The following is an 18,807-nucleotide window of genomic DNA, read 5'->3' as shown; positions in this document are numbered from 1 at the left end:
GGGCGTCACAGATGAAACACCGAATGAGGACCCTTCAGTAGCAGGCCCAATGTCGCGCGAGCGGCGGGCCAGACGATGAGGGAGGAAACTGGTGGAAACCGTGATCGGCGCGCCCAATGCCGGCGACACCGCGTGGATACTGACGAGCGCGGCGCTCGTCCTGCTGATGACACCCGGCCTGGCGTTCTTCTACGGCGGTATGGTCCGCGGCAAGAACGTGCTCAACATGATCATGATGAGCATCAGCGCCATGGGTGTGGTCACTGTGCTCTGGGTGCTATACGGCTTCTCGGTCGCATTCGGCACCGACAAAGGCGGCCTGCTCGGTGATCCGGGGCAGTTCTTCGGCCTGAAGACCCTGATCGCCGGATTCGGCGACGAATCGGCGGGCGTACCGCTGATCGGCACCCTGCCCGCGACGGTGTTCGTGGCGTTCCAGGCGATGTTCGCGATCATCACCGTCGCGCTGATCTCCGGCGCGGTGGCGGACCGGATGAAGTTCGGCGCCTGGCTGCTCTTCAGCGCCATCTGGGCCACTGTGGTGTACTTCCCGGTCGCCCACTGGGTCTGGGGCGGCGGCTGGATCATGGAGAAGGTCGAGGCCATCGACTTCGCCGGTGGTACCGCGGTCCATATCAACTCCGGCGCCGCCGCCCTCGCCCTGGCCATTGTGATCGGGAAACGCACCGGCTGGCCGAAAACCGCCTTCCGCCCGCACAACCTGCCCTTCGTCATGCTCGGCGCCGCGCTGCTGTGGTTCGGCTGGTTCGGCTTCAACGCCGGTTCCGCGGCGGCCGCGGACGGTGTCGCCGGTGCGACCTTCGTCACCACACTGGTCGCCACCGCCGCCGCGCTGCTGGCCTGGCTGCTGGTCGAGAAGATCCGCGACGGCAAACCCACCTCGCTGGGCGCGGCGTCCGGTATCGTCGCCGGTCTGGTCGCCATCACCCCGTCGTGTTCCTCGGTGAACGTGCTCGGCGCGCTGGCCATCGGCGCCATCGCGGGCGCGGTCTGTGCTCTTGCGGTGAGTCTGAAGTTCAAGTTCGGCTACGACGATTCGCTCGACGTCGTGGGTATCCACATGGTCGGCGGTATTCTCGGCACGGTGCTGATCGGCCTGTTCGCCGCCCCCGAGGCGCCCGCCGGCGCCGAAGGGTTGTTCTACGGTGGTGATCTCGAACTGCTGGGCCGTCAGGCTCTCGGTGCGTTCGCCGTACTCGCGTACTCCTTCGTGATCGCCTTGGTGATCGCGTACGCGATCAAGTTCACCATCGGCCTGCGCGCCGACGCCGAAGCGGAGTCCACCGGTATGGACGATTCCGAACACGCGGAGACGGCATACGATTTCGCTGCACTGGGTGGAACCGCACGTTCAGCCGGCAAGGAGGCATGAACCCCATGAAACTGATCACCGCAATCGTCAAACCGTTCACGCTCGAAGACGTCAAGACCGGCTTGGAGCAGGCGGGCGTATTCGGTATGACCGTGAGTGAGGTCCAGGGCTACGGCCGGCAGAAGGGCCACACCGAGGTCTACCGCGGCGCGGAGTACTCGGTGGATTTCGTACCGAAGGTGCGGGTCGAGGTCGTGGTCGACGACGGCTCGGTGGACCGGGTCGTGGACCTGATCGTCGAAGCGTCGCGCACCGGCAAGATCGGTGACGGCAAGGTCTGGGTGACCCCGGTCGAGACGATCGTCCGGGTCCGGACCGGGGAACGCGGCACCGACGCGCTATAGATCCCGCCGCGTTCGTCGCGACAAGCGGGTGTAAACGACAACAAGCGGCCCCGCTCCCACCGGTCACCGGTCGGGGCGGGGTCGCCCGCGTGAACGGGTGGTGGTTTCGTTGGGTGAGAACCGGCAGGAACGGGAGCCCGAACGGGCGGGCGGTGAGCGGCCCGGGAAAGCGGCCGCACTGTCCCACGGTGCCGCCGATCTGGTTCGTGCCCGAGATCAGCTGCTGGGCGGCGGTGCGCCCCGGAATCCACGACTGGATGCCGAATCGCTGCGCGCGGCCCTGGTCGATCTGTACGAACTGTGGCTCACGAGCAAGGGCGCCGAGGTCGGGATCACGCCGGACAGCGGCCTGGCGATCATGGCCGTGGGCGGCCTGGGACGTCGCGAGATGCTGCCGTACTCCGATCTGGACCTGGTGCTGCTGCACGAGGACATGGATCCGAAACGGGTCGCCGAGATAGCCGACCGGCTCTGGTATCCGCTGTGGGACGCACACATCAAACTCGACCACAGCGTGCGCACGGTGCCGCACGCGCTGAAGGTCGCCTCCGATGATCTGGTCGCCGCGCTCGGCATGCTCGACGCCCGTCACATCGTCGGCAACTCCGAACTCAGTGACCGGGTGATCGCCGGTATCCGCAAGGACTGGCGCAGCGGTATCCGGGGGCGCTTCGACGAACTGGTCACCGGTGTCCGCGCCCGATGGGAACGCAGCGGGCAGGTCGCGCACCGCAGTGAGCCCGACCTGAAGAACGGCCGCGGCGGATTACGCGATATCCAGCTGCTCGACGCGCTCGCCATCGCCCAGCTCACCGATGCCATGCCGGGTTTGGGACCGGACGCGCCGGGCGGCGGACTGGACCAGGCACACCGGCGGCTACTGGACGTGCGCACCGAACTGCACCGGGTGGCGGGCCGGGCCCGCGACCAGTTGCGCGCCCAGGACGCCGACGAGATCGGGGCCGCCCTGCGGATCGGCGACCGATTCGATCTGGCCCGCACGCTGAGCGACGCCGCGCGCACGGTCGGCTACTCGGTGGACGTCGGATTGCGCACCGCGGGTAACGCGCTGCCGCGCCGCGGTCTGGCCCGGCTCCGCCGGATGCCGGTGCGGCGCCCGCTGGACGAGGGTGTGGTCGAGCACGCCGGAGAAGTGGTGCTGGCCCGCGATTCCCGGCCACAGCGGGATCCGGGGCTGGTGCTGCGGGTCGCCGCGGCCTCCGCGCAGACCGGGCTGCCGATGTCGGCCACGACATTGAACAGGTTGTCCGAAGACGCCCCCGAACTCCGCGAACCCTGGCCCAAGGACGCATTGAACGATCTGCTGGTGCTGCTCGGTTCGGGGCGCGGAGTGATCGATGCGGTGGAGGCCCTGGACCGGACCGGTCTGTGGGGGCGGCTGCTCCCGGAATGGGGCGCGGTCCGCGATCTGCCCCCGCGCGACGCGGTGCACGTGTGGACAGTGGACCGGCACTCGGTGGAGACGGTCGCGTACGCGAGCGCGCTGAGCACCCAGGTGTCGCGCCCGGACCTGCTGGCGCTCGGCGCGCTGCTGCACGATATCGGCAAGGGCCGCGTCGAGGACCACTGTGCGGTGGGCGCCGAACTCGCCACCCAGATCGGCCGCCGAATGGGGTTGTGGCCGTCGGATGTCGAGGTTCTCAGCGCGCTCGTACGCCACCACCTCCTGCTGCCCGATATCGCCACCCACCGCGATATCGACGATCCGGCCACGGTGCAGCACGTGGTGGACGCGCTCGACCACGATCCGCGGCGGCTCGAACTGCTGCACGCGCTCGCCGAGGCGGATTCGCTGGCCACGGGGCCCGGTGTCTGGGGCGAGTGGAAGGCGACGCTGATCGGGGAACTGGTCCGCCGGTGCCGCACGGTGATGGCGGGCGAGGAACTTCCCGAACCCGAACCCATCCCCGAGGAATTGCTGGCCCGCGCCGCGCGCGGCGGCGTGCACGTCGAATTGACGCCGGGCGACGGAAAATACACCCATATCGTCACTGTCGTCGCCCCGGACACGCCGGGTCTGCTGTCGAACACCGCGGGAGTGCTGGCTCTGCATTCACTGCGGGTGCTGTCGGCATCGGTCGGCGCGACGGGGGAATCGGCGGTCAACACCTTCGTCGTGACACCGACTTTCGGCGGTCCACCGGACGCGGGTCTGCTGCGGCAGGAGATCAAACGAGCCGTCGCCGGTGATCTGGACGTGCGGGCGGTGCTGGCCGACCGGGAACGGGACGCACTGGGCGCCGCGCGATACGCGCAGGCCGAGCCCCGGTTGTTATGGGCCGAGACGGCGGATCCCGGGCAGCTGATCCTGCAGTTGCGGGCCGAGGACCGGATCGGCCTGCTCTGCCGGCTCGCCGCCGTGCTGGCCGGTACGGGTGCCGATGTGCGCTGGGCGAAGGTCGTGACAATGGGGTCGTTCGTGGTGGACGCCTTCTGCGTAGAGCTGGGCGAGCGGACCGGTCCGGACTGGCGCGCGGAGATCGAATCGGCGATCCTCGCAGTGGTTCCGCGACCGGCGCCGCGCAAACCGCCGGAGCCGGACCAGAACTAGCGTTCGAAGCGAAGGTCACCGTTGCGCGTCGATTGCTCACCGGTTGCTGACAGGTCGGTGGTGGTCGCGGATCGGACCCCTACGATTCGGGAGGTCAGCTGTCGCGCTCATGAGGGGAGCAGGTCGGTGGCAATCCAAGTGGTGACCTCGTCGATCATGACCAGCGATATGACACCGCACATCGCCCGATGTGTCGGTGACGCCTACTGGGTGGTGTCCTGGTTGCCGGGACGCACACTCACCGAACCCCAGGCGATGGCCGCGATGACCGTGGCCGCCGCTGTAGCGACCAACGGGCTACCGCCCGATGACGACTGGTCGCGCCTGGACACCCTGTCCCGCGAACTCGGCCTCACCGGGCGCGAGGCAGCCTATCTGGTTGCCGTGGAACAGCACGACTACAGCCGCGGATTCTCCGACGAGTTCATCGGCGACACCTCCGGGTCGTGTTGAATTGCCCCGCCTCCGGCGGGTTGGGTCTGTATCTATTGCCCCGCCTCCGGCGGGGCGGGTCGGGGCCCTCGTCAACCCCGGTTCTTCACTCCCGCCGGTCGGTCGCTGCGCTCCCTTCCTCTGGTCGCTCCAGAACCGGGGCGGGCCCCGACCTCGGGGGTGGACTGTCCGGAGTGGAAGAGGTGTGGGCGGATGTGCGCCTTGGCCGGCGTGGGTAGGTTGACGACTTCGTCAGTGCTCGATGGCCGCCGATTTATTGACGGCGGTGCGCACGCGCTCGGTCGCGGCACTCTTTCGCTCCAGAACCGGGGGCCCAACCGTGAGGGTGGACGATCTGGGGCAGGGGAGCCGGTGCAGCTGGATAGGCCCGCGACGCTGTAGTTGCTGACAGGTCGCCGATCTCTGGACCGATCGCATGTCGCGCGCTCCGGAACTGGGCGGGTCCTGATTGCGGGCCGTCCGTCCGGCGGTGATCTCCGGTGATCCGGGCGAGCAGTCCGGTGCGGGCCGCGGGCCCGCCGGGCCGCCCGCTACTCTGGGACGCCCATTACCCTGGGACTCAGTGACGTCACTCGAGATCAGGAGCGCGCCAGGTGTTCGAATCCCTATCCGACCGGTTGACCGGTGCCCTCAAGGATCTTCGCGGTAAGGGACGCCTGTCGCCGGCCGATATCGACGCCACCTGCCGGGAGATCCGCCTGGCACTGCTGGAAGCCGACGTCGCGCTGCCCGTGGTCCGCGGTTTCATCGCCAAGATCAAGGAACGGGCCAAGGGCGCGGAGGTCTCCGGGGCGCTCAATCCGGCGCAGCAGGTCGTCAAGATCGTCAACGAGGAACTCGTCGGGATCCTGGGCGGCGAGACCCGGCGGCTGACCCTCGCGAAGACGCCGCCCACCGTGATCATGCTGGCCGGCCTGCAGGGCGCCGGTAAGACCACGCTGGCCGGGAAGCTCGCCAAATGGCTGCGCGACCAGGGACATCAGCCGCTGCTGGTGGCCTGTGATCTGCAGCGCCCCGGCGCTGTCACCCAGTTGCAGGTGGTCGGTGAACGCGCCGGTGTCCCGGTCTTCGCACCGCATCCCGGCACCTCGATCGGTGGCGGTGCGAACGCACTCGGCATCACCGCGGCCGACCCGGTGGCCGTCGCCGAATCCGGTATCGCCGAAGCGCGGGCCAAACAATACGACGTGGTGATCGTCGATACGGCCGGTCGGCTCGGCATCGACGCCGAACTCATGGCGCAGGCCGCCGGGATCCGCGACGCGGTGAACCCCGACGAAACCCTGTTCGTTCTCGACGCCATGATCGGCCAGGACGCGGTCTCCACCGCCGAGGCTTTCCGCGACGGCGTGGGCTTCACCGGCGTGGTGTTGACCAAACTCGACGGCGACGCCCGCGGTGGCGCGGCGCTGAGCGTGCGCAACGTGACGGGCGCGCCGATCATGTTCGCCTCCACCGGCGAGAAGCTCGAGGATTTCGACGTTTTCCATCCCGACCGGATGGCCAGCCGCATCCTCGGTATGGGCGATGTGCTCACCCTCATCGAACAGGCCGAACAGGTCTACGACGCGCAGCAGGCCGAGGAGGCCGCACGCAAGATCGGCAGCGGTGAGCTGACCCTCGAGGACTTCCTCGACCAGATGCTGGCCATCCGCAAGATGGGCCCCATCGGGAACCTGCTCGGAATGCTCCCCGGCGCCGGTCAGATGAAGGATGCGCTCGCGCAGGTCGACGATAAGCAGCTCGACCGGGTCCAGGCGATCATCCGCGGTATGACTCCGGCCGAACGGGACAACCCGAAGATCATCAACGCGTCCCGGCGGCTGCGCATCGCCAACGGTTCGGGTGTGCAGGTATCCGACGTCAACCAGCTGGTCGACCGGTTCTTCGAGGCCCGGAAGATGATGACCATGATGGGCCGGCAGATGGGTATGCCCGGCGCCAACCGCCGCAACAAGAAGCAGAAGGGCAAGAAGGGCAAGAAGGGCGGGCGCGGGCCCACCCAGCCCAAGATGCGCGGTGGTTTCCCCGGGATGCCCGGCCTGCCCGGCGGCGGAGGCGGTATGCCGGATCTGTCGGGTATGCCGCCCGGGCTCGATCAGCTGCCGCCCGGCTTGGAGAACTTCGATCTCTCCAAGTTCAAGTTCCCCGACAAGTAACCCGCCGGCGTGCGGGAGCGGCGGCCTCGGACGGCCGATCCGGCCCACGCGCGGCTCGTGTCCGGACCGACCTGCTCATGCTGATCCGGCCGCCTCACCACAGATAGCCACCCAGGTCCGGGCACCGGCTCCCGCCTACAGCAGGAGTCGGTGCCCGGATGCTGTCAGCGTGTGCGGCGGCGCATCAGCAACACGACCAGCGCCACGGCGACGATGAGGACGACGGCGACGACCCCCACCGCGATTCCGACGACCGTCGAGATCCCCTCGGCGGTGCCGTCGGGCTGATCACTCGAATCGCCCGAGGCGAGGGGCTTGGAATCTCCGCCGAAGGTGTCGTCACTCGCGGTGTTGCCCGCATAGGTCGGCCCGGGCTCCGGTTCGCCGGCGATATCGACTTCCAACTCGATGGGCACCGGGGCGACCTTCTCCGTCGGGCTCAGTTTGACCGCGATGTAGTACCAGCCGGCCACGGCCTGATCGGCGTACCGGCTGTCGGAGGCCTCGCGATTGAGATACCGGATCGGCGCGGTCGATATCGCCGGGTCGAAGGTCGGCAACACCTGTTCGGTGCCGGTGTAGGCCATGGTGTCGGAGTCGATTTCCGCGCGGTAGGGGTTGTACAGCGAGGTGGCGATGTTGGAGGTGTACTCACTGCCCCGCTCCGGGGTCTGCGCGAACCGCACCCGGTAGGACAGTCCCTGACCCCAATCCAGTTTCACCCGGTAGAAGACGAACTCGCCACGCTGCACGGTATCGGAGTAACGGCCGCTCCCGGGCAGGTCCGCGGCGACATTGAACGACCCGCCGCCCACGACGGCCGCGGCCGGTGAAGTGGGTGCGGTGAACTCCACCCCGGCCTGCCCGGCCGCGGGACCCGGGTCGGTGACCGCGGGCTCCACCCCGACGGACAGCTCCACCGGCAGGCGCGCCGGTGCGTTAGCCGAGGCCAAGGCCCATTCCAGCGCGAAGTAGTAGCGTCCGCCACCCCGGCATTTATCCGTCTCCGAGCTGCCGGAGCCGGGTTCGGCAGCGCCCGTCCAGACACTGCCCACCGTCAGTGCGACCCCGTCGCCCGTCCGGGTGCCCAGCTCCTGCTCCTGGGTATGGCAATCCTGGCCGTCGGCGCCGTAGACCCTCAGTTCGAGTCTGTCGTTCGAGCTGAGGGAGTCGTCCTTGCGCGGGAACGAGATGGTCCCGGTGAAATACGCGGTCCCGCCGTCGGGTACATCGACGGCGTAGTACTGGGGTTTCTTCCGGTCGAGGACGTCCAAGTACTGGCCCGGGGTGGCGACCGGAGCGTCCCGGTAGCCCGAAGCACCCGTTATGGGCGTCCCGGTCGCGGCATAGGTCCGTAGGGCGACAGCGCTGACCCGGGGCAACACCTGTTCGAGGGTTTTGCCGTCGGCGGCGTCGGTATAGGTGCCGCCGGTGGTCTGCGCGATACAGGTCAGTTGTGCACGCGAGGGGTCGTCCACGCCGAAGCCGATGGCGTGCACGACGATCTCGGCGCCCTGCGCGCTCAGCTCCCGCGCGACATCGCACGGGTCCGGCGGTGCGCAGGTGTCGAGCCCGTCGGAGACCAGCACGATCGAGCGGGGTCCCGCTGGCGGCAGCGCCGCGGCCGCTGTCCGCAGCGAGGCGCCGATCGGGGTGTAGCCGCTGGGCACGATCTGGTCCGACGCCGCCGTCAAGGCCGGTTTATCGATGGTTTCGGCCGGGTGCAGCACCTTGACGTCCTGGCAGCCGGCGGCCTTCTCCGCGTCCGAGGACCCGGTCGACGTGCCGTATGCGGTGAGGCCGACCTTCGCCGCGCTCGGCGCGGCGGTGACGAAACTGCGGACCGCGTTCTTCGCCGCGTCCATCTTGGTGCCGCCGCTGGGGTCGGGCGCCAGCATCGAACCCGACGCATCCAGCACCAGCATCGTCGGCGCGTACTCCGTCCCCTGCTGCGGTGCCTGCTGTGCGAGAGCGGGAGCGGCGGCCGGTAGGAGACCGATCACCCCCGCCGCGGTGGTGGCCAGAACTCTGTTCAAGAATGACACGTGGTCGGTACTCCCATTCGACTCCGCCGCATTACGCACAACGCGACGGATCGGACGCTACGCAGCCCCCCGGCCGAGCGCCACCCGCATGAACTCCCCGCGGCCGGGACGAGCGCCGATCGCATGGGCCTGAGATTCCGGGTCCGGCGCTGCGCGGGAGGCGGGTGATTTCCGGAGCGGGCGGGCCGTCTGGCACAATGGGCGACCGTCCGTCTGGACAGTGTCAGCCCGTCTCCGGTTCCGTACCGCGCGGCGGTCACACACTTCATCGCAAAACCGGGCTCGCGATACCGCGTGAGTCGCTGAATTGCGCCGTGACCACTAGGAAAGGCAGATCAGCAGATGGCTGTTCGCATCAAACTCACCCGTTTGGGCAAGATCCGCAACCCGCAGTACCGCATTGTCGTCGCGGACGCCCGCACCCGCCGTGACGGCCGGGCCATCGAGTCCATCGGCCTGTACCACCCCAAGGAAGAGCCCTCGCTGATCGAGATCGATTCGGAGCGGGCGCAGTACTGGCTGGGTGTCGGCGCGCAGCCGACCGAACCCGTCCAGCGGCTGCTGGAGATCACCGGCGACTGGCAGAAGTTCAAGGGCCTGCCGGGCACCGAGGGCACCCTGAAGGTCGCCGCGCCCAAGCCGTCGAAGCTGGACCTGTTCAACGCCGCGCTGGCCGCCGCCGAGAACGAGCCGTCCGCCGAGGCCGTGACCCCGAAGAAGAAGGCCAAGAAGGACAAGGAAGGCGACGAGTCCGCCGCTGAGTCCACCGAAGCCGCCGAGTAATGAGCGTCGTCGTCGCCGATGCCGTGGAACATCTGGTTCGCGGTATCGTCGCCAATCCCGATGACGTCCGCGTCGAGTTGATCACCGGCCGGCGCGGCCGCACCGTCGAGGTGCACGTCCACCCCGACGACCTGGGCAAGGTCATCGGCCGTGGCGGGCGCACCGCGACCGCGCTGCGCACCCTGGTCGCCGGTATCGGCGGGCGGGGTATCCGGGTCGACGTGGTCGACACCGACCAGTAGATGGAACTCGTGGTGGGCCGGGTCGCCCGCTCGCACGGCGTGCGCGGCGAACTGGTCGTCGAGGTACGCACCGACGAACCGGAGGCGCGTTTCGCACCCGGCGTGAATCTGCGCGGGCGGGCGGCGCGCTCGGCCCAGGTCCGTGATTTCACCGTGGAGTCGGCCCGGGAACATTCCGGCCGGCTCCTGGTGCAACTGGCCGGCGTCACCGATCGGACCGCCGCCGACGCGCTGCGCGGCACGCTGTTCCTGGTGGACACCGCAGATCTCGGGCCTTCGCAGGATCCCGACGAGTACTACGACCACGAACTCGAGGGTCTGCGCGTCGAACTCACCGATGAAACCCTGGTGGGCACCGTGACCGAGGTCCTGCATTCGGCGGCCGGGGAACTGCTCTCGATCCGCGCCGCCGACGGCGGCCGGGAGATCCTCGTCCCTTTCGTCACCGCCATCGTGCCGACGGTTTCGATCGCCGACCGGCTGATCGTGATCGACCCGCCCGAAGGCCTGCTGGATCCGCAATGAGGTGGACGGCGTCATGAGGATCGACGTGGTCACCATCTTCCCGGAATACCTGGACCCGCTGCGCACCGCGCTGCTGGGCAAGGCCATCGACAAGGGCCTGATCTCGGTCGATATCCACGATCTGCGGCACTGGACCCATGACGTGCACAAATCCGTCGACGATTCCCCGTACGGCGGTGGTCCCGGCATGGTGATGAAACCGGCCGTCTGGGGCGCCGCACTCGATGAGGTGTGCCCGGACGACGCCCTGCTCGTGGTCCCGACGCCCGCCGGGGTGCCGTTCACCCAGGCGACCGCTCAGCGCTGGTCCGGGGAGCGGCATCTGGTGTTCGCCTGCGGCCGCTACGAGGGGATCGATCAGCGGGTGTTCGACGATGCGGCGCGCCGGGTCCGCGTCGAAGAGGTCAGTATCGGCGACTACGTGCTGATCGGCGGCGAGGCCGCGGTGCTGGTGGTGACCGAGGCGGTGGTCCGGTTGCTCCCGGGTGTCCTCGGCAATCAACAGTCCCACGAACAGGATTCGTTCTCCGACGGCTTGCTCGAAGGTCCCAGCTACACCCGGCCGGTGAGTTGGCGGGGGCTCGAGGTGCCGCCGATCCTGCTGTCCGGCGACCATGCCCGGGTCGAGGCCTGGCGTCGCGAACAATCCCTGATCCGCACCCGCGAACGGCGGCCGGATCTGTTGCCGGACAACGACTGAGCTCGGTGCGGCCGCGGTCGTGGGGCCAGTGACGGGGATCGTCGCGGAGTTGCCGGGGCACCGGTGCGGGCGTCCGGTGTGCGTGAAATCTCGTGCGGGCGTCAGGGGATCACGCCGAGGCGGCGGGCGGTGGCCACGGCCTCGTGCCGGGAATGGGCGTCGAGCTTGTGCATGGCGCTGCGCAGATAACTCTTGACCGTTTCGGCGCCGAGTGAGAGCCGTTGCGCGGCATCCTGATTGGAACAGCCGAGGGCCACCTGCAGCAGCACATCGATCTCCCGGGGCGACAGTGTGGGCGCGTCCGGCGCGCCCGCGCCGGACAGAGCCCGGGTCAGCCGGTCGCCGACCGCCTGCAATCTGTCGCGCATCCGCGCGTCGCCGGCGGCTTCCGCGATGGCGCGCAGATCGGCCTGGACGGCACACAATTCCGCGGCCAGCACACCGTCGGCCGCCCGGGGCGGGGCGGCGGCGTCCAGCAGACGCAACCGTCGATCCACCTCGTCGCGGACCCCGATCTCGGCGGCGAGCCGGCGGCTCGCCTGCACCAGCGCGTCGGCGGTGCGGTCGCCGATCGGACCCGTGCCGCGGGTCGCCGCGTAGAGCACCGCGCGTGACCGATCGGCCACCACCACCGGCACCGCGACAACCGATCGGATCCCCTCGCCGAGTACCGGGCCGTCGTAGTGATGGGTGATCGAGAGTGCGCTGCGGTAGTCGGAGACCGAGGCCGGACGTCGCGAGTCGACCACTCGGCCGCCCAGCCCCGACGCCCGCGTCACCGACAGCCCGCGCAACCCGTTGGTCCGCAACCCGGAGAATTCGGTCAGCCGCAGGGTATCGGCATTCACTTCGCCACCGAACACGACCGGCACACCGGTGACGGTCGACAGCCGGCGGATCTCGGCGCGCAGTGCGTCACCGTCGCGCGGGCGCAGCAGCGACGGGGGAGTGGTCATGGATGTTCACCCCTTTTCGGGGGTAGTGCCGAACCAGGTGTGACCTACATCCTATGGCAACACCGGCTGGACGAACGAGGAGATGCGAGATGGGTGCCGACCCGAACGAACGGGTGCGTGAGCTGCTGGACTCCTACGACCGCGTCGACGCGAGCGCGGCGGACCTGCTGTGTGACCGGCATCCGGCCGACGCGGTCGCGTTCACTGTGATCGAGAGCGATCTGTCGGCCGTCGACCTCACCTACGGAGAGCTGCGGGAGCGGTCGCAACGTTTCGCCGCCGCCCTGGCCGGACTCGGCGTGGAGCCGGGCGATCAGGTCGCGACGCTGATGTCGAAATCGGTCGATCTGGTGGTGGTGCTGCTGGGTATCTGGCGGCGCGGCGCGGTGCATGTACCCCTGTTCACGGCATTCGCCGCACCCGCCATCGCATTCCGGCTACAGGCCGCCGGGGCGGCGATCGTGATCGCCGACCCCGACCAGGCGGGCAAACTGGCGCCGGGGGGCGATATGCCCGACGACCCGCCGTGGCGGATCGTCGTCACCGGCGATACTGCCGTTCCGGGTGCGATACGGATGGACGAGCTACCGGTCGGCGATACCGAACCGCCGATGGCGGTCGGCGGCGACGGGCTGCTGGTCCAGTTGTTCACCAGCGGCACCACCGGCGCACCGAAAGGCGTGCCCATACCGGTGCGGGCGCTCGCCTCGTTCCACGCCTATCAGGAGTTCGCTCTCGATGTCCGCCCCGATGACGTCTTCTGGAACGCTGCCGATCCGGGCTGGGCGTACGGCCTCTACTACGCGATTCTCGGACCACTGGTATCCGGAACCCGCAGCCTGCTGCTGCACGCCGGATTCTCCCCGGCGCTGACCTGGCAGGTGCTGGAACGATTCGGGGTCACCAATCTCGCCGCCGCGCCGACCGTCTACCGGGCGCTGCGCGCGGCCGCGCCCGGGAACCCGGTCCGGCTGCGCCGAGCCTCCTCGGCGGGCGAGCCGCTGACACCGGAGGTGGTGGCCTGGTCGGCGGACCAGCTCGGTGTGGCGGTCCGCGACCACTACGGGCAGACCGAACACGGAATGGTCGTCTGCAATGCGTGGCACGAGGACCTGGACGCGGCCGCACCCGCCGGTTCCATGGGCCGGTCGTTGCCGGGCTGGGAATGCGCGGTGCTGGCCGACGACGCCGATACCGAGGCGCCGGCCGGGCAACTGGGCCGGATCGCCATCGACGCCGAACGCAGCGCACTGCTGTGGTTCCTCGGCTACCTGGACGCACCCGAACGAACAGCGCAGCGCTACACCTCCGACGGCCGCTGGTATCTGACCGGCGACGCCGGTTCGCGTGACAGCGACGGCTTCTTCCACTTCTCCGCCCGTGACGACGACGTCATCATCATGGCCGGCTACCGGATCGGCCCGTTCGAGGTCGAAAGCGTCCTGGTACTGCACGACGAGGTGGCCGAAGCCGCCGTCGTCGGCGTCCCGGACCCGTTGCGCGGCGAGGTGCTGGAAGCATTCGTGGTGCTGCGCGAGGACACCGCCGGAACCGAGGCACTGACAACGGAACTGCAGTCTCTGGTGAAGGAGAAGTTCGCCGCGCACGCCTATCCACGCCGGGTGCATTTCGTTTCCGCGCTGCCCAAGACCCCCAGCGGCAAGGTGCAGCGGTTCCTGCTCCGGCAGCAGGGCGGTGACGCCGGATAGGTGCGGCCCGGCTGTCACCCGGCGACTGTAGTGTGCGGGAGGTGACGACAGCGCCAGAGACCTCGAGTCCCGAAACCGTCCCCACCGACTCGACCCCCGCAACCGGACCCGGCCCGGTGGTGTCCGCTTCGGTCAGCCGTCGCATCGCCGACGAACTCGCGGTGCGGGAGAACCAGGTCCGGGCTGCCGTCGAGCTGTTGGACGCCGGGTCGACCGTGCCTTTCATCGCGCGTTACCGCAAAGAGGTCACCGACGGTCTCGACGACGCCCAGTTGCGTACGCTCGAGGAGCGCCTGCACTACCTGCGCGAACTCGACGAACGCCGCGCGACGATCGTCGAATCCATTCGCGGCCAGGGAAAACTCGACGACGCCCTGCACCGGCAGTTGCTGCTGGCCGAGACCAAGGCCCGGCTCGAGGACATCTACCTGCCCTTTAAACCCAAGCGCCGCACCAAGGCCCAGATCGCGCGTGAGGCCGGGCACGAACCCGTGGCGGACGCGCTGTTCGGCGATCCGGACACCGATCCGGCCGCGTATTCCGCCGAACAGCTCGAGGGCGCGCGCGCCATCCTGGTCGAACGTTTCGCCGAAGACGCCGATCTCGTGGGCGAACTCCGCGAACTCATGTGGAATCGGGGACGCGTCACCGCCACCGTCCGGGCGGGTAAGGAAGAGGCCGGGTCGAAGTTCGCCGACTACTTCGAATTCGGTGAGGAATTCGTGAGTCTGCCCTCGCACCGCATCCTGGCGCTGCTGCGCGGCGAGAAGGAAGAGGTGCTCAGCCTGCACCTCGACCCCGAACCCGCCGATTCCGAGCTCGCGCCCGGCGAACGCAGCGTCTACGAGGCCCGGATCGCGCAACGCTTCTCGATCGCGGCGGCGGGCCGCGCGGCCGATAGCTGGCTGCTGGACACTGTCCGCTGGGCCTGGCGAACGAAACTGCAGGTCAGTTTGGTCATCGACACCCGGATGCGGTTGCGGCAGGCCGCCGAACGCGACGCGGTCGATGTATTCGCCGCCAATCTGCGCGATCTGCTGCTGGCCGCGCCGGCCGGGACCCGCACCACCATGGGCTTGGACCCGGGCTACCGCACCGGTGTCAAGGTCGCCGTGGTGGACGGGACCGGCAAGGCCGTGGCGACCGAGGTCATCTACCCGCACAAACCACAGAACCAGACCGAGAAATCACTGGCGGTGCTCGGCGCCCTGGTCGAGCGGTTCGGGGTCGAGCTCATCGCCATCGGCAACGGCACCGCCTCCCGGGAGACCGACGCGCTGGCCGCGCAACTCGTCGAGCGGATCCCGGAGAACAAGCCGACCAAGATCGTGGTCTCCGAGGCGGGGGCGTCGGTGTACTCGGCCTCGGCCTACGCCACGCAGGAACTTCCCGAGATGGATGTCTCGCTGCGCGGCGCGGTCTCCATCGCCCGTCGGCTGCAGGACCCGCTGGCCGAACTGGTCAAGATCGAACCGAAATCGATCGGGGTCGGGCAGTACCAGCACGATGTCTCGGAAACACTGTTGGCCCGGTCGCTGGGCGCGGTGGTGGAGGACGCCGTGAACGCGGTCGGGGTCGATGTGAACACGGCGTCGGTTCCGCTGCTGTCCCGGGTCTCGGGCATCACCGGATCGGTGGCCGAGAGCATCGTGGCCCACCGCGATCAGAACGGCCCCTTCCACAGCCGCACCGCCCTGCTGGACGTGCCGCGCCTGGGTCCCAAGGCGTTCGAGCAGTGCGCGGGCTTCCTGCGTATCCGCGGTGGCGACGATCCGCTCGATACCTCGGCCGTGCACCCCGAGGCCTATCCGGTGGTGCGCCGGATCCTGGATTCGACCAGCAGCGGTATCGCCGAGGTCATCGGCAACGCCGCGGTCTTGCGCACCCTGCGCCCCACCGATTTCACGGATGAGAAGTTCGGTGTACCCACGGTGACCGACATCATCAGCGAGCTGGAGAAACCCGGCCGCGATCCGCGCCCGGAGTTCAAGACCGCGGAATTCGCGGCGGGCATCGAGAAGGTGGCCGATCTGGAACCGGGGATGGTGCTGGAAGGCGTCGTCACCAATGTCGCCGCCTTCGGCGCCTTCGTCGACGTGGGTGTCCACCAGGACGGCCTGGTGCACGTCTCGGCGATGTCGCGGAATTTCGTGCGCGATCCCCGCGAAGTGGTCAAATCCGGCGACGTGGTCAAGGTGAAAGTGCTGGAGGTCGATGTCGCCCGCCAGCGAATCGGGTTGTCGCTGCGATTGGACGACGAGCCGGGTGCGGGGAAACCGGAACGGCCCGCGCCCGGAGATCGCGGCCGCGGTCAGAACGGTCGCGACGGTGCGGCTCGGGCCGGTGGCGCCGAGCGCGGCGGTCAGAGCCGGAGCGGGAAGAACCGCGGCGGCCAGGGCAACGGTCAAGGCGCCGGCAATGGTCAGGGCGGCGGACGCGGTGGCGGTCAAGGCAACGGCGACGGCCGCGGGAGTGGTCAGGCGCGAAATCGCGGACAGGGCCGGGACGGTCGGCGCGATAATGCACCTGCGAACGGTGCCATGGCCGACGCGCTGCGGCGGGCGGGCTTCGGAAAGTAATCCACGAGCTGAAGCGGGGCCGGTATGCGGCAGTGGCTGTCCGAGGACGTGATCGCCGCGGGCCGGCTCCCGCTGCTCTGCTTTCTTTTCGGGTTCATCGTCGGATTCCTGGTGATCCGGGTCAGTGTCCGGTTGATCCGGGCCCAGGTGCGCTGGTGGCCCGGCAACCTGAAATCCGGCGGGGTGCACATCCACCACATGGTGTTCGGTGTGGTGCTGGTACTGATCTCCGGTATCGGGATGATCGCCGGGGGCGGCGACAGCGGTCCGGCGGTGGCGTCGGGGCTGGCGGCGGCTTTCGGCGTCGGGGCGGCGCTCGTGCTCGACGAGTTCGCGCTCCTGTACTACCTGCGCGACGTGTACTGGGAGAAGCAGGGCCGGACCTCGGTCGACGCGGTGTTCGTGGCCCTCGCGGTCACCGGCCTGCTGCTGCTCGGATTCCACCCGTTGTGGCTGCTCGAGATCAACGGGATGCGTCACCAGCCCGGATTCGAGACGCGTGTGCTCGTTGTCGGGTTCGCCGTGGTCAATCTGGCGCTGGCCGCCGTGGTCATCGCCAAGGGCAAGATCTGGACCGGGCTGTTCGGGATGTTCTTCCTGCCGCTGCTGGTGGTGGGGGCCTTACGACTGAGCCGGCCCGGCGCCCCCTGGGCGCGCTGGCGCTACGGGAGCCGCCGGCGTCTCATGTACCGATCGATCGTGCGGGAACGCCGCTACCGGCGCCCGGTGATCCGGGTCAAGATCTTCGTCCAGGATCTGATCGCCGGAAGCCCGGATGTCGATCACGCGCGGTCGGCGGCGGAGGCGGAACTGGCGCGGCGGGTGGTGCCGGCTCCGCCCGCCCCACCCCGGCACCACCCGCTGCTGCAGGATCTGCACCTGTGGCCGCATGATCGGCCCGACGAACCCGCGGAGCCCGCCGGCCGACCGGGGCCGGTTTCGGAAATTGATCGCTGATCTGGCACAATGCACAGGTTGCCCTGGGCGCTGCCCGGGCGCATCCCACATTCGGAGCACGAACCGGTCGAGCATCCGCGCCGCCAGGTTCCTCTGTTCGCGCGACCATCAGAAGGATGATCATGAACACCCTTGATTTCGTCGACGAGAGTTCGCTGCGCAGCGATGTCCCCGATTTCCGTCCGGGCGACACCCTCAATGTGCATGTGAAGGTCATCGAGGGCTCCAAAGAACGTATCCAGGTCTTCAAGGGCGTCGTCATCCGGCGCCAGGGCGGTGGTATCCGCGAGACCTTCACCGTGCGCAAGGTGTCGTTCGGTGTCGGCGTGGAGCGTACTTTCCCGGTGCACAGCCCCACCATCGACCACATCGATGTGGTGACCCGCGGTGATGTCCGCCGCGCCAAGCTGTACTACCTGCGGGAGCTGCGCGGTAAGGCCGCCAAGATCAAAGAAAAGCGCTGACCTGCCGCTGATCGCCCGCCCGCGTGCGCCCCGGTGCACGTCGGTGAACTCGGCGTACAGCCTATGTAGCCCGGTGCCACGGATCCGTTGTGGCACCGGGCTACGCTGTTCGCGTGGCAGATGAGAGTTGGTCGGTTTCGGGATCCGATTCCAGGGGCGAGCCGCCGAGAAGACGTCGTGCGCGCAAGCAGGTGAAGACGAAGCGGCAGCGGCCGTTCTGGCAGGAACTCCCCATCCTGCTGGTGATCGCCGCGATCATCGCGGCCCTCATGGTCACCTTCGTCGGTCGGCCCTATGTCATCCCCTCTCAGTCGATGGAACCCACCCTGCACGGCTGTGCCGGCTGCACCGGCGACCGGATCTACGTGCAGAAGGTGAGTTACTACTGGAGCGACCCGAAACCCGGCGATGTGGTCGTGTTCGTGGGCCCGCCGTCGTGGAACGACCACTACCAGTCCATCCGCTCCGACAACCCCGCCGTTCGGGGTATCCAGAACTTCTTCGCGTTCTTCGGCCTGGTACCGCCAGATGAGAACGACCTGGTGAAACGCGTGATCGCGGTCGGCGGTCAGACGGTGGAATGCTGTGACGAACAGGGCCGGGTCATGGTCGACGGGAAACCGCTGGACGAGCCCTACGTCGCGGACGACTACCCCTGGGTGCCGGGTCAGCAGAACGCGGCCTATCCGGTGGGCCGGGTGTTCGGGCCCGTACTCGTTCCCGAGGGGCATCTCTGGGTGATGGGAGACAACCGCAACGAATCCCGGGATTCGCGCGCCCACGTCGGTGACGATCTGCAGGGCACGGTACCCATCGAAAATGTCCGCGGTAAAGCGGTGTTCAAGATCTGGCCGCCGGGGCGGATCGGTCCGGTGTCCGCGCAGAATCCGCAATAGGTGTGAACAGTCACCGTTCGCCGAGTCCGC

General features: G+C 68.6%; 16 protein-coding genes. 14 read left to right on the top strand and 2 right to left on the bottom strand.

What is annotated here, in order from left to right:
• Nucleotides 1–88 precede the first annotated feature (88 nt).
• The 5 genes from OG804_RS14140 (at nt 89) to ffh (ending at nt 6,921) form a co-directional block, all read left to right on the top strand.
• Nucleotides 89–1,393 (top strand): ammonium transporter, encoded by a 1,305-nt coding sequence (locus OG804_RS14140; RefSeq protein WP_328398396.1) that lies wholly within the window; start codon nt 89–91, stop codon nt 1,391–1,393.
• Nucleotides 1,394–1,398: 5 nt separating this feature from the next.
• Nucleotides 1,399–1,737: a P-II family nitrogen regulator gene (locus tag OG804_RS14135; RefSeq protein ID WP_328398394.1), complete on the top strand. Its 339-nt coding sequence runs from the start codon at nt 1,399–1,401 to the stop codon at nt 1,735–1,737.
• A 100-nt stretch (nt 1,738–1,837) separates the two neighbouring features.
• Complete coding sequence (locus tag OG804_RS14130) at nt 1,838–4,309, top strand: [protein-PII] uridylyltransferase (protein ID WP_442941829.1); 2,472 nt, start codon at nt 1,838–1,840, stop codon at nt 4,307–4,309.
• Between the two features lie 126 nt (nt 4,310–4,435).
• Nucleotides 4,436–4,762 carry a hypothetical protein gene (locus tag OG804_RS14125; RefSeq protein WP_328397632.1) on the top strand — a complete coding sequence of 109 codons (327 nt, stop codon included), beginning with the start codon at nt 4,436–4,438 and terminating at the stop codon, nt 4,760–4,762.
• Nucleotides 4,763–5,355: 593 nt separating this feature from the next.
• The gene (gene ffh, locus OG804_RS14120) at nt 5,356–6,921 is read left to right on the top strand and encodes a signal recognition particle protein (protein WP_328397631.1); all 1,566 of its coding nucleotides are present in this window, start codon (nt 5,356–5,358) and stop codon (nt 6,919–6,921) included.
• Nucleotides 6,922–7,085: 164 nt separating this feature from the next.
• Here ffh and OG804_RS14115 read toward each other — a convergent pair whose 3' ends face one another.
• On the bottom strand, nt 7,086–8,966 hold the full coding sequence (locus OG804_RS14115) for a vWA domain-containing protein (RefSeq protein ID WP_442941828.1): 1,881 nt from the start codon (nt 8,964–8,966) through the stop codon (nt 7,086–7,088).
• A 342-nt stretch (nt 8,967–9,308) separates the two neighbouring features.
• Here OG804_RS14115 and rpsP point away from each other — a divergent pair, with 342 nt between their 5' ends.
• Genes rpsP through trmD form a run of 4 tightly spaced genes read left to right on the top strand, consistent with a single transcriptional unit; the run spans nt 9,309 to nt 11,216 of the window.
• Nucleotides 9,309–9,749 (top strand): 30S ribosomal protein S16, encoded by a 441-nt coding sequence (rpsP, locus tag OG804_RS14110; RefSeq protein ID WP_328397629.1) that lies wholly within the window; start codon nt 9,309–9,311, stop codon nt 9,747–9,749.
• Complete coding sequence (locus tag OG804_RS14105) at nt 9,749–9,991, top strand: RNA-binding protein (protein ID WP_030521790.1); 243 nt, start codon at nt 9,749–9,751, stop codon at nt 9,989–9,991. The genes rpsP and OG804_RS14105 overlap by 1 nt, the downstream gene beginning before the upstream one ends.
• A complete protein-coding gene (rimM, locus tag OG804_RS14100; protein ID WP_328397625.1) occupies nt 9,992–10,516 on the top strand; it encodes a ribosome maturation factor RimM in 525 nt (174 codons plus the stop codon).
• A gap of 13 nt (nt 10,517–10,529) precedes the next feature.
• Nucleotides 10,530–11,216, top strand: coding sequence for a tRNA (guanosine(37)-N1)-methyltransferase TrmD (gene trmD, locus OG804_RS14095; RefSeq protein ID WP_328397623.1), 687 nt, complete (start codon nt 10,530–10,532; stop codon nt 11,214–11,216).
• Nucleotides 11,217–11,317: 101 nt separating this feature from the next.
• On the opposite strand, the gene OG804_RS14090 is transcribed toward trmD, so the two are convergent.
• The gene (locus OG804_RS14090) at nt 11,318–12,172 is read right to left on the bottom strand and encodes a helix-turn-helix transcriptional regulator (protein ID WP_328397621.1); all 855 of its coding nucleotides are present in this window, start codon (nt 12,170–12,172) and stop codon (nt 11,318–11,320) included.
• A gap of 89 nt (nt 12,173–12,261) precedes the next feature.
• On the opposite strand from OG804_RS14090, the gene OG804_RS14085 reads away from it, so the two are divergent.
• The 5 genes from OG804_RS14085 (at nt 12,262) to lepB (ending at nt 18,777) form a co-directional block, all read left to right on the top strand.
• Nucleotides 12,262–13,881, top strand: a complete 1,620-nt coding sequence (locus OG804_RS14085) for an AMP-binding protein (RefSeq protein WP_328397619.1) — start codon at nt 12,262–12,264, stop codon at nt 13,879–13,881.
• A gap of 116 nt (nt 13,882–13,997) precedes the next feature.
• Nucleotides 13,998–16,460 carry a Tex family protein gene (locus OG804_RS14080; RefSeq protein ID WP_328398390.1) on the top strand — a complete coding sequence of 821 codons (2,463 nt, stop codon included), beginning with the start codon at nt 13,998–14,000 and terminating at the stop codon, nt 16,458–16,460.
• A 24-nt stretch (nt 16,461–16,484) separates the two neighbouring features.
• On the top strand, nt 16,485–17,417 hold the full coding sequence (locus OG804_RS14075) for a hypothetical protein (RefSeq protein WP_328397618.1): 933 nt from the start codon (nt 16,485–16,487) through the stop codon (nt 17,415–17,417).
• 122 nt (nt 17,418–17,539) lie between these two features.
• Nucleotides 17,540–17,881: a 50S ribosomal protein L19 gene (gene rplS, locus OG804_RS14070; protein WP_030521783.1), complete on the top strand. Its 342-nt coding sequence runs from the start codon at nt 17,540–17,542 to the stop codon at nt 17,879–17,881.
• Nucleotides 17,882–17,994: 113 nt separating this feature from the next.
• On the top strand, nt 17,995–18,777 hold the full coding sequence (gene lepB / locus OG804_RS14065) for a signal peptidase I (RefSeq protein WP_442941826.1): 783 nt from the start codon (nt 17,995–17,997) through the stop codon (nt 18,775–18,777).
• Nucleotides 18,778–18,807 lie beyond the last annotated feature (30 nt).

Origin of the sequence: Nocardia sp. NBC_00416 (assembly GCF_036032445.1) — a bacterium.
Taxonomy (GTDB): domain Bacteria; phylum Actinomycetota; class Actinomycetes; order Mycobacteriales; family Mycobacteriaceae; genus Nocardia.
This window is presented reverse-complemented; position numbering and strand designations above follow the sequence as displayed.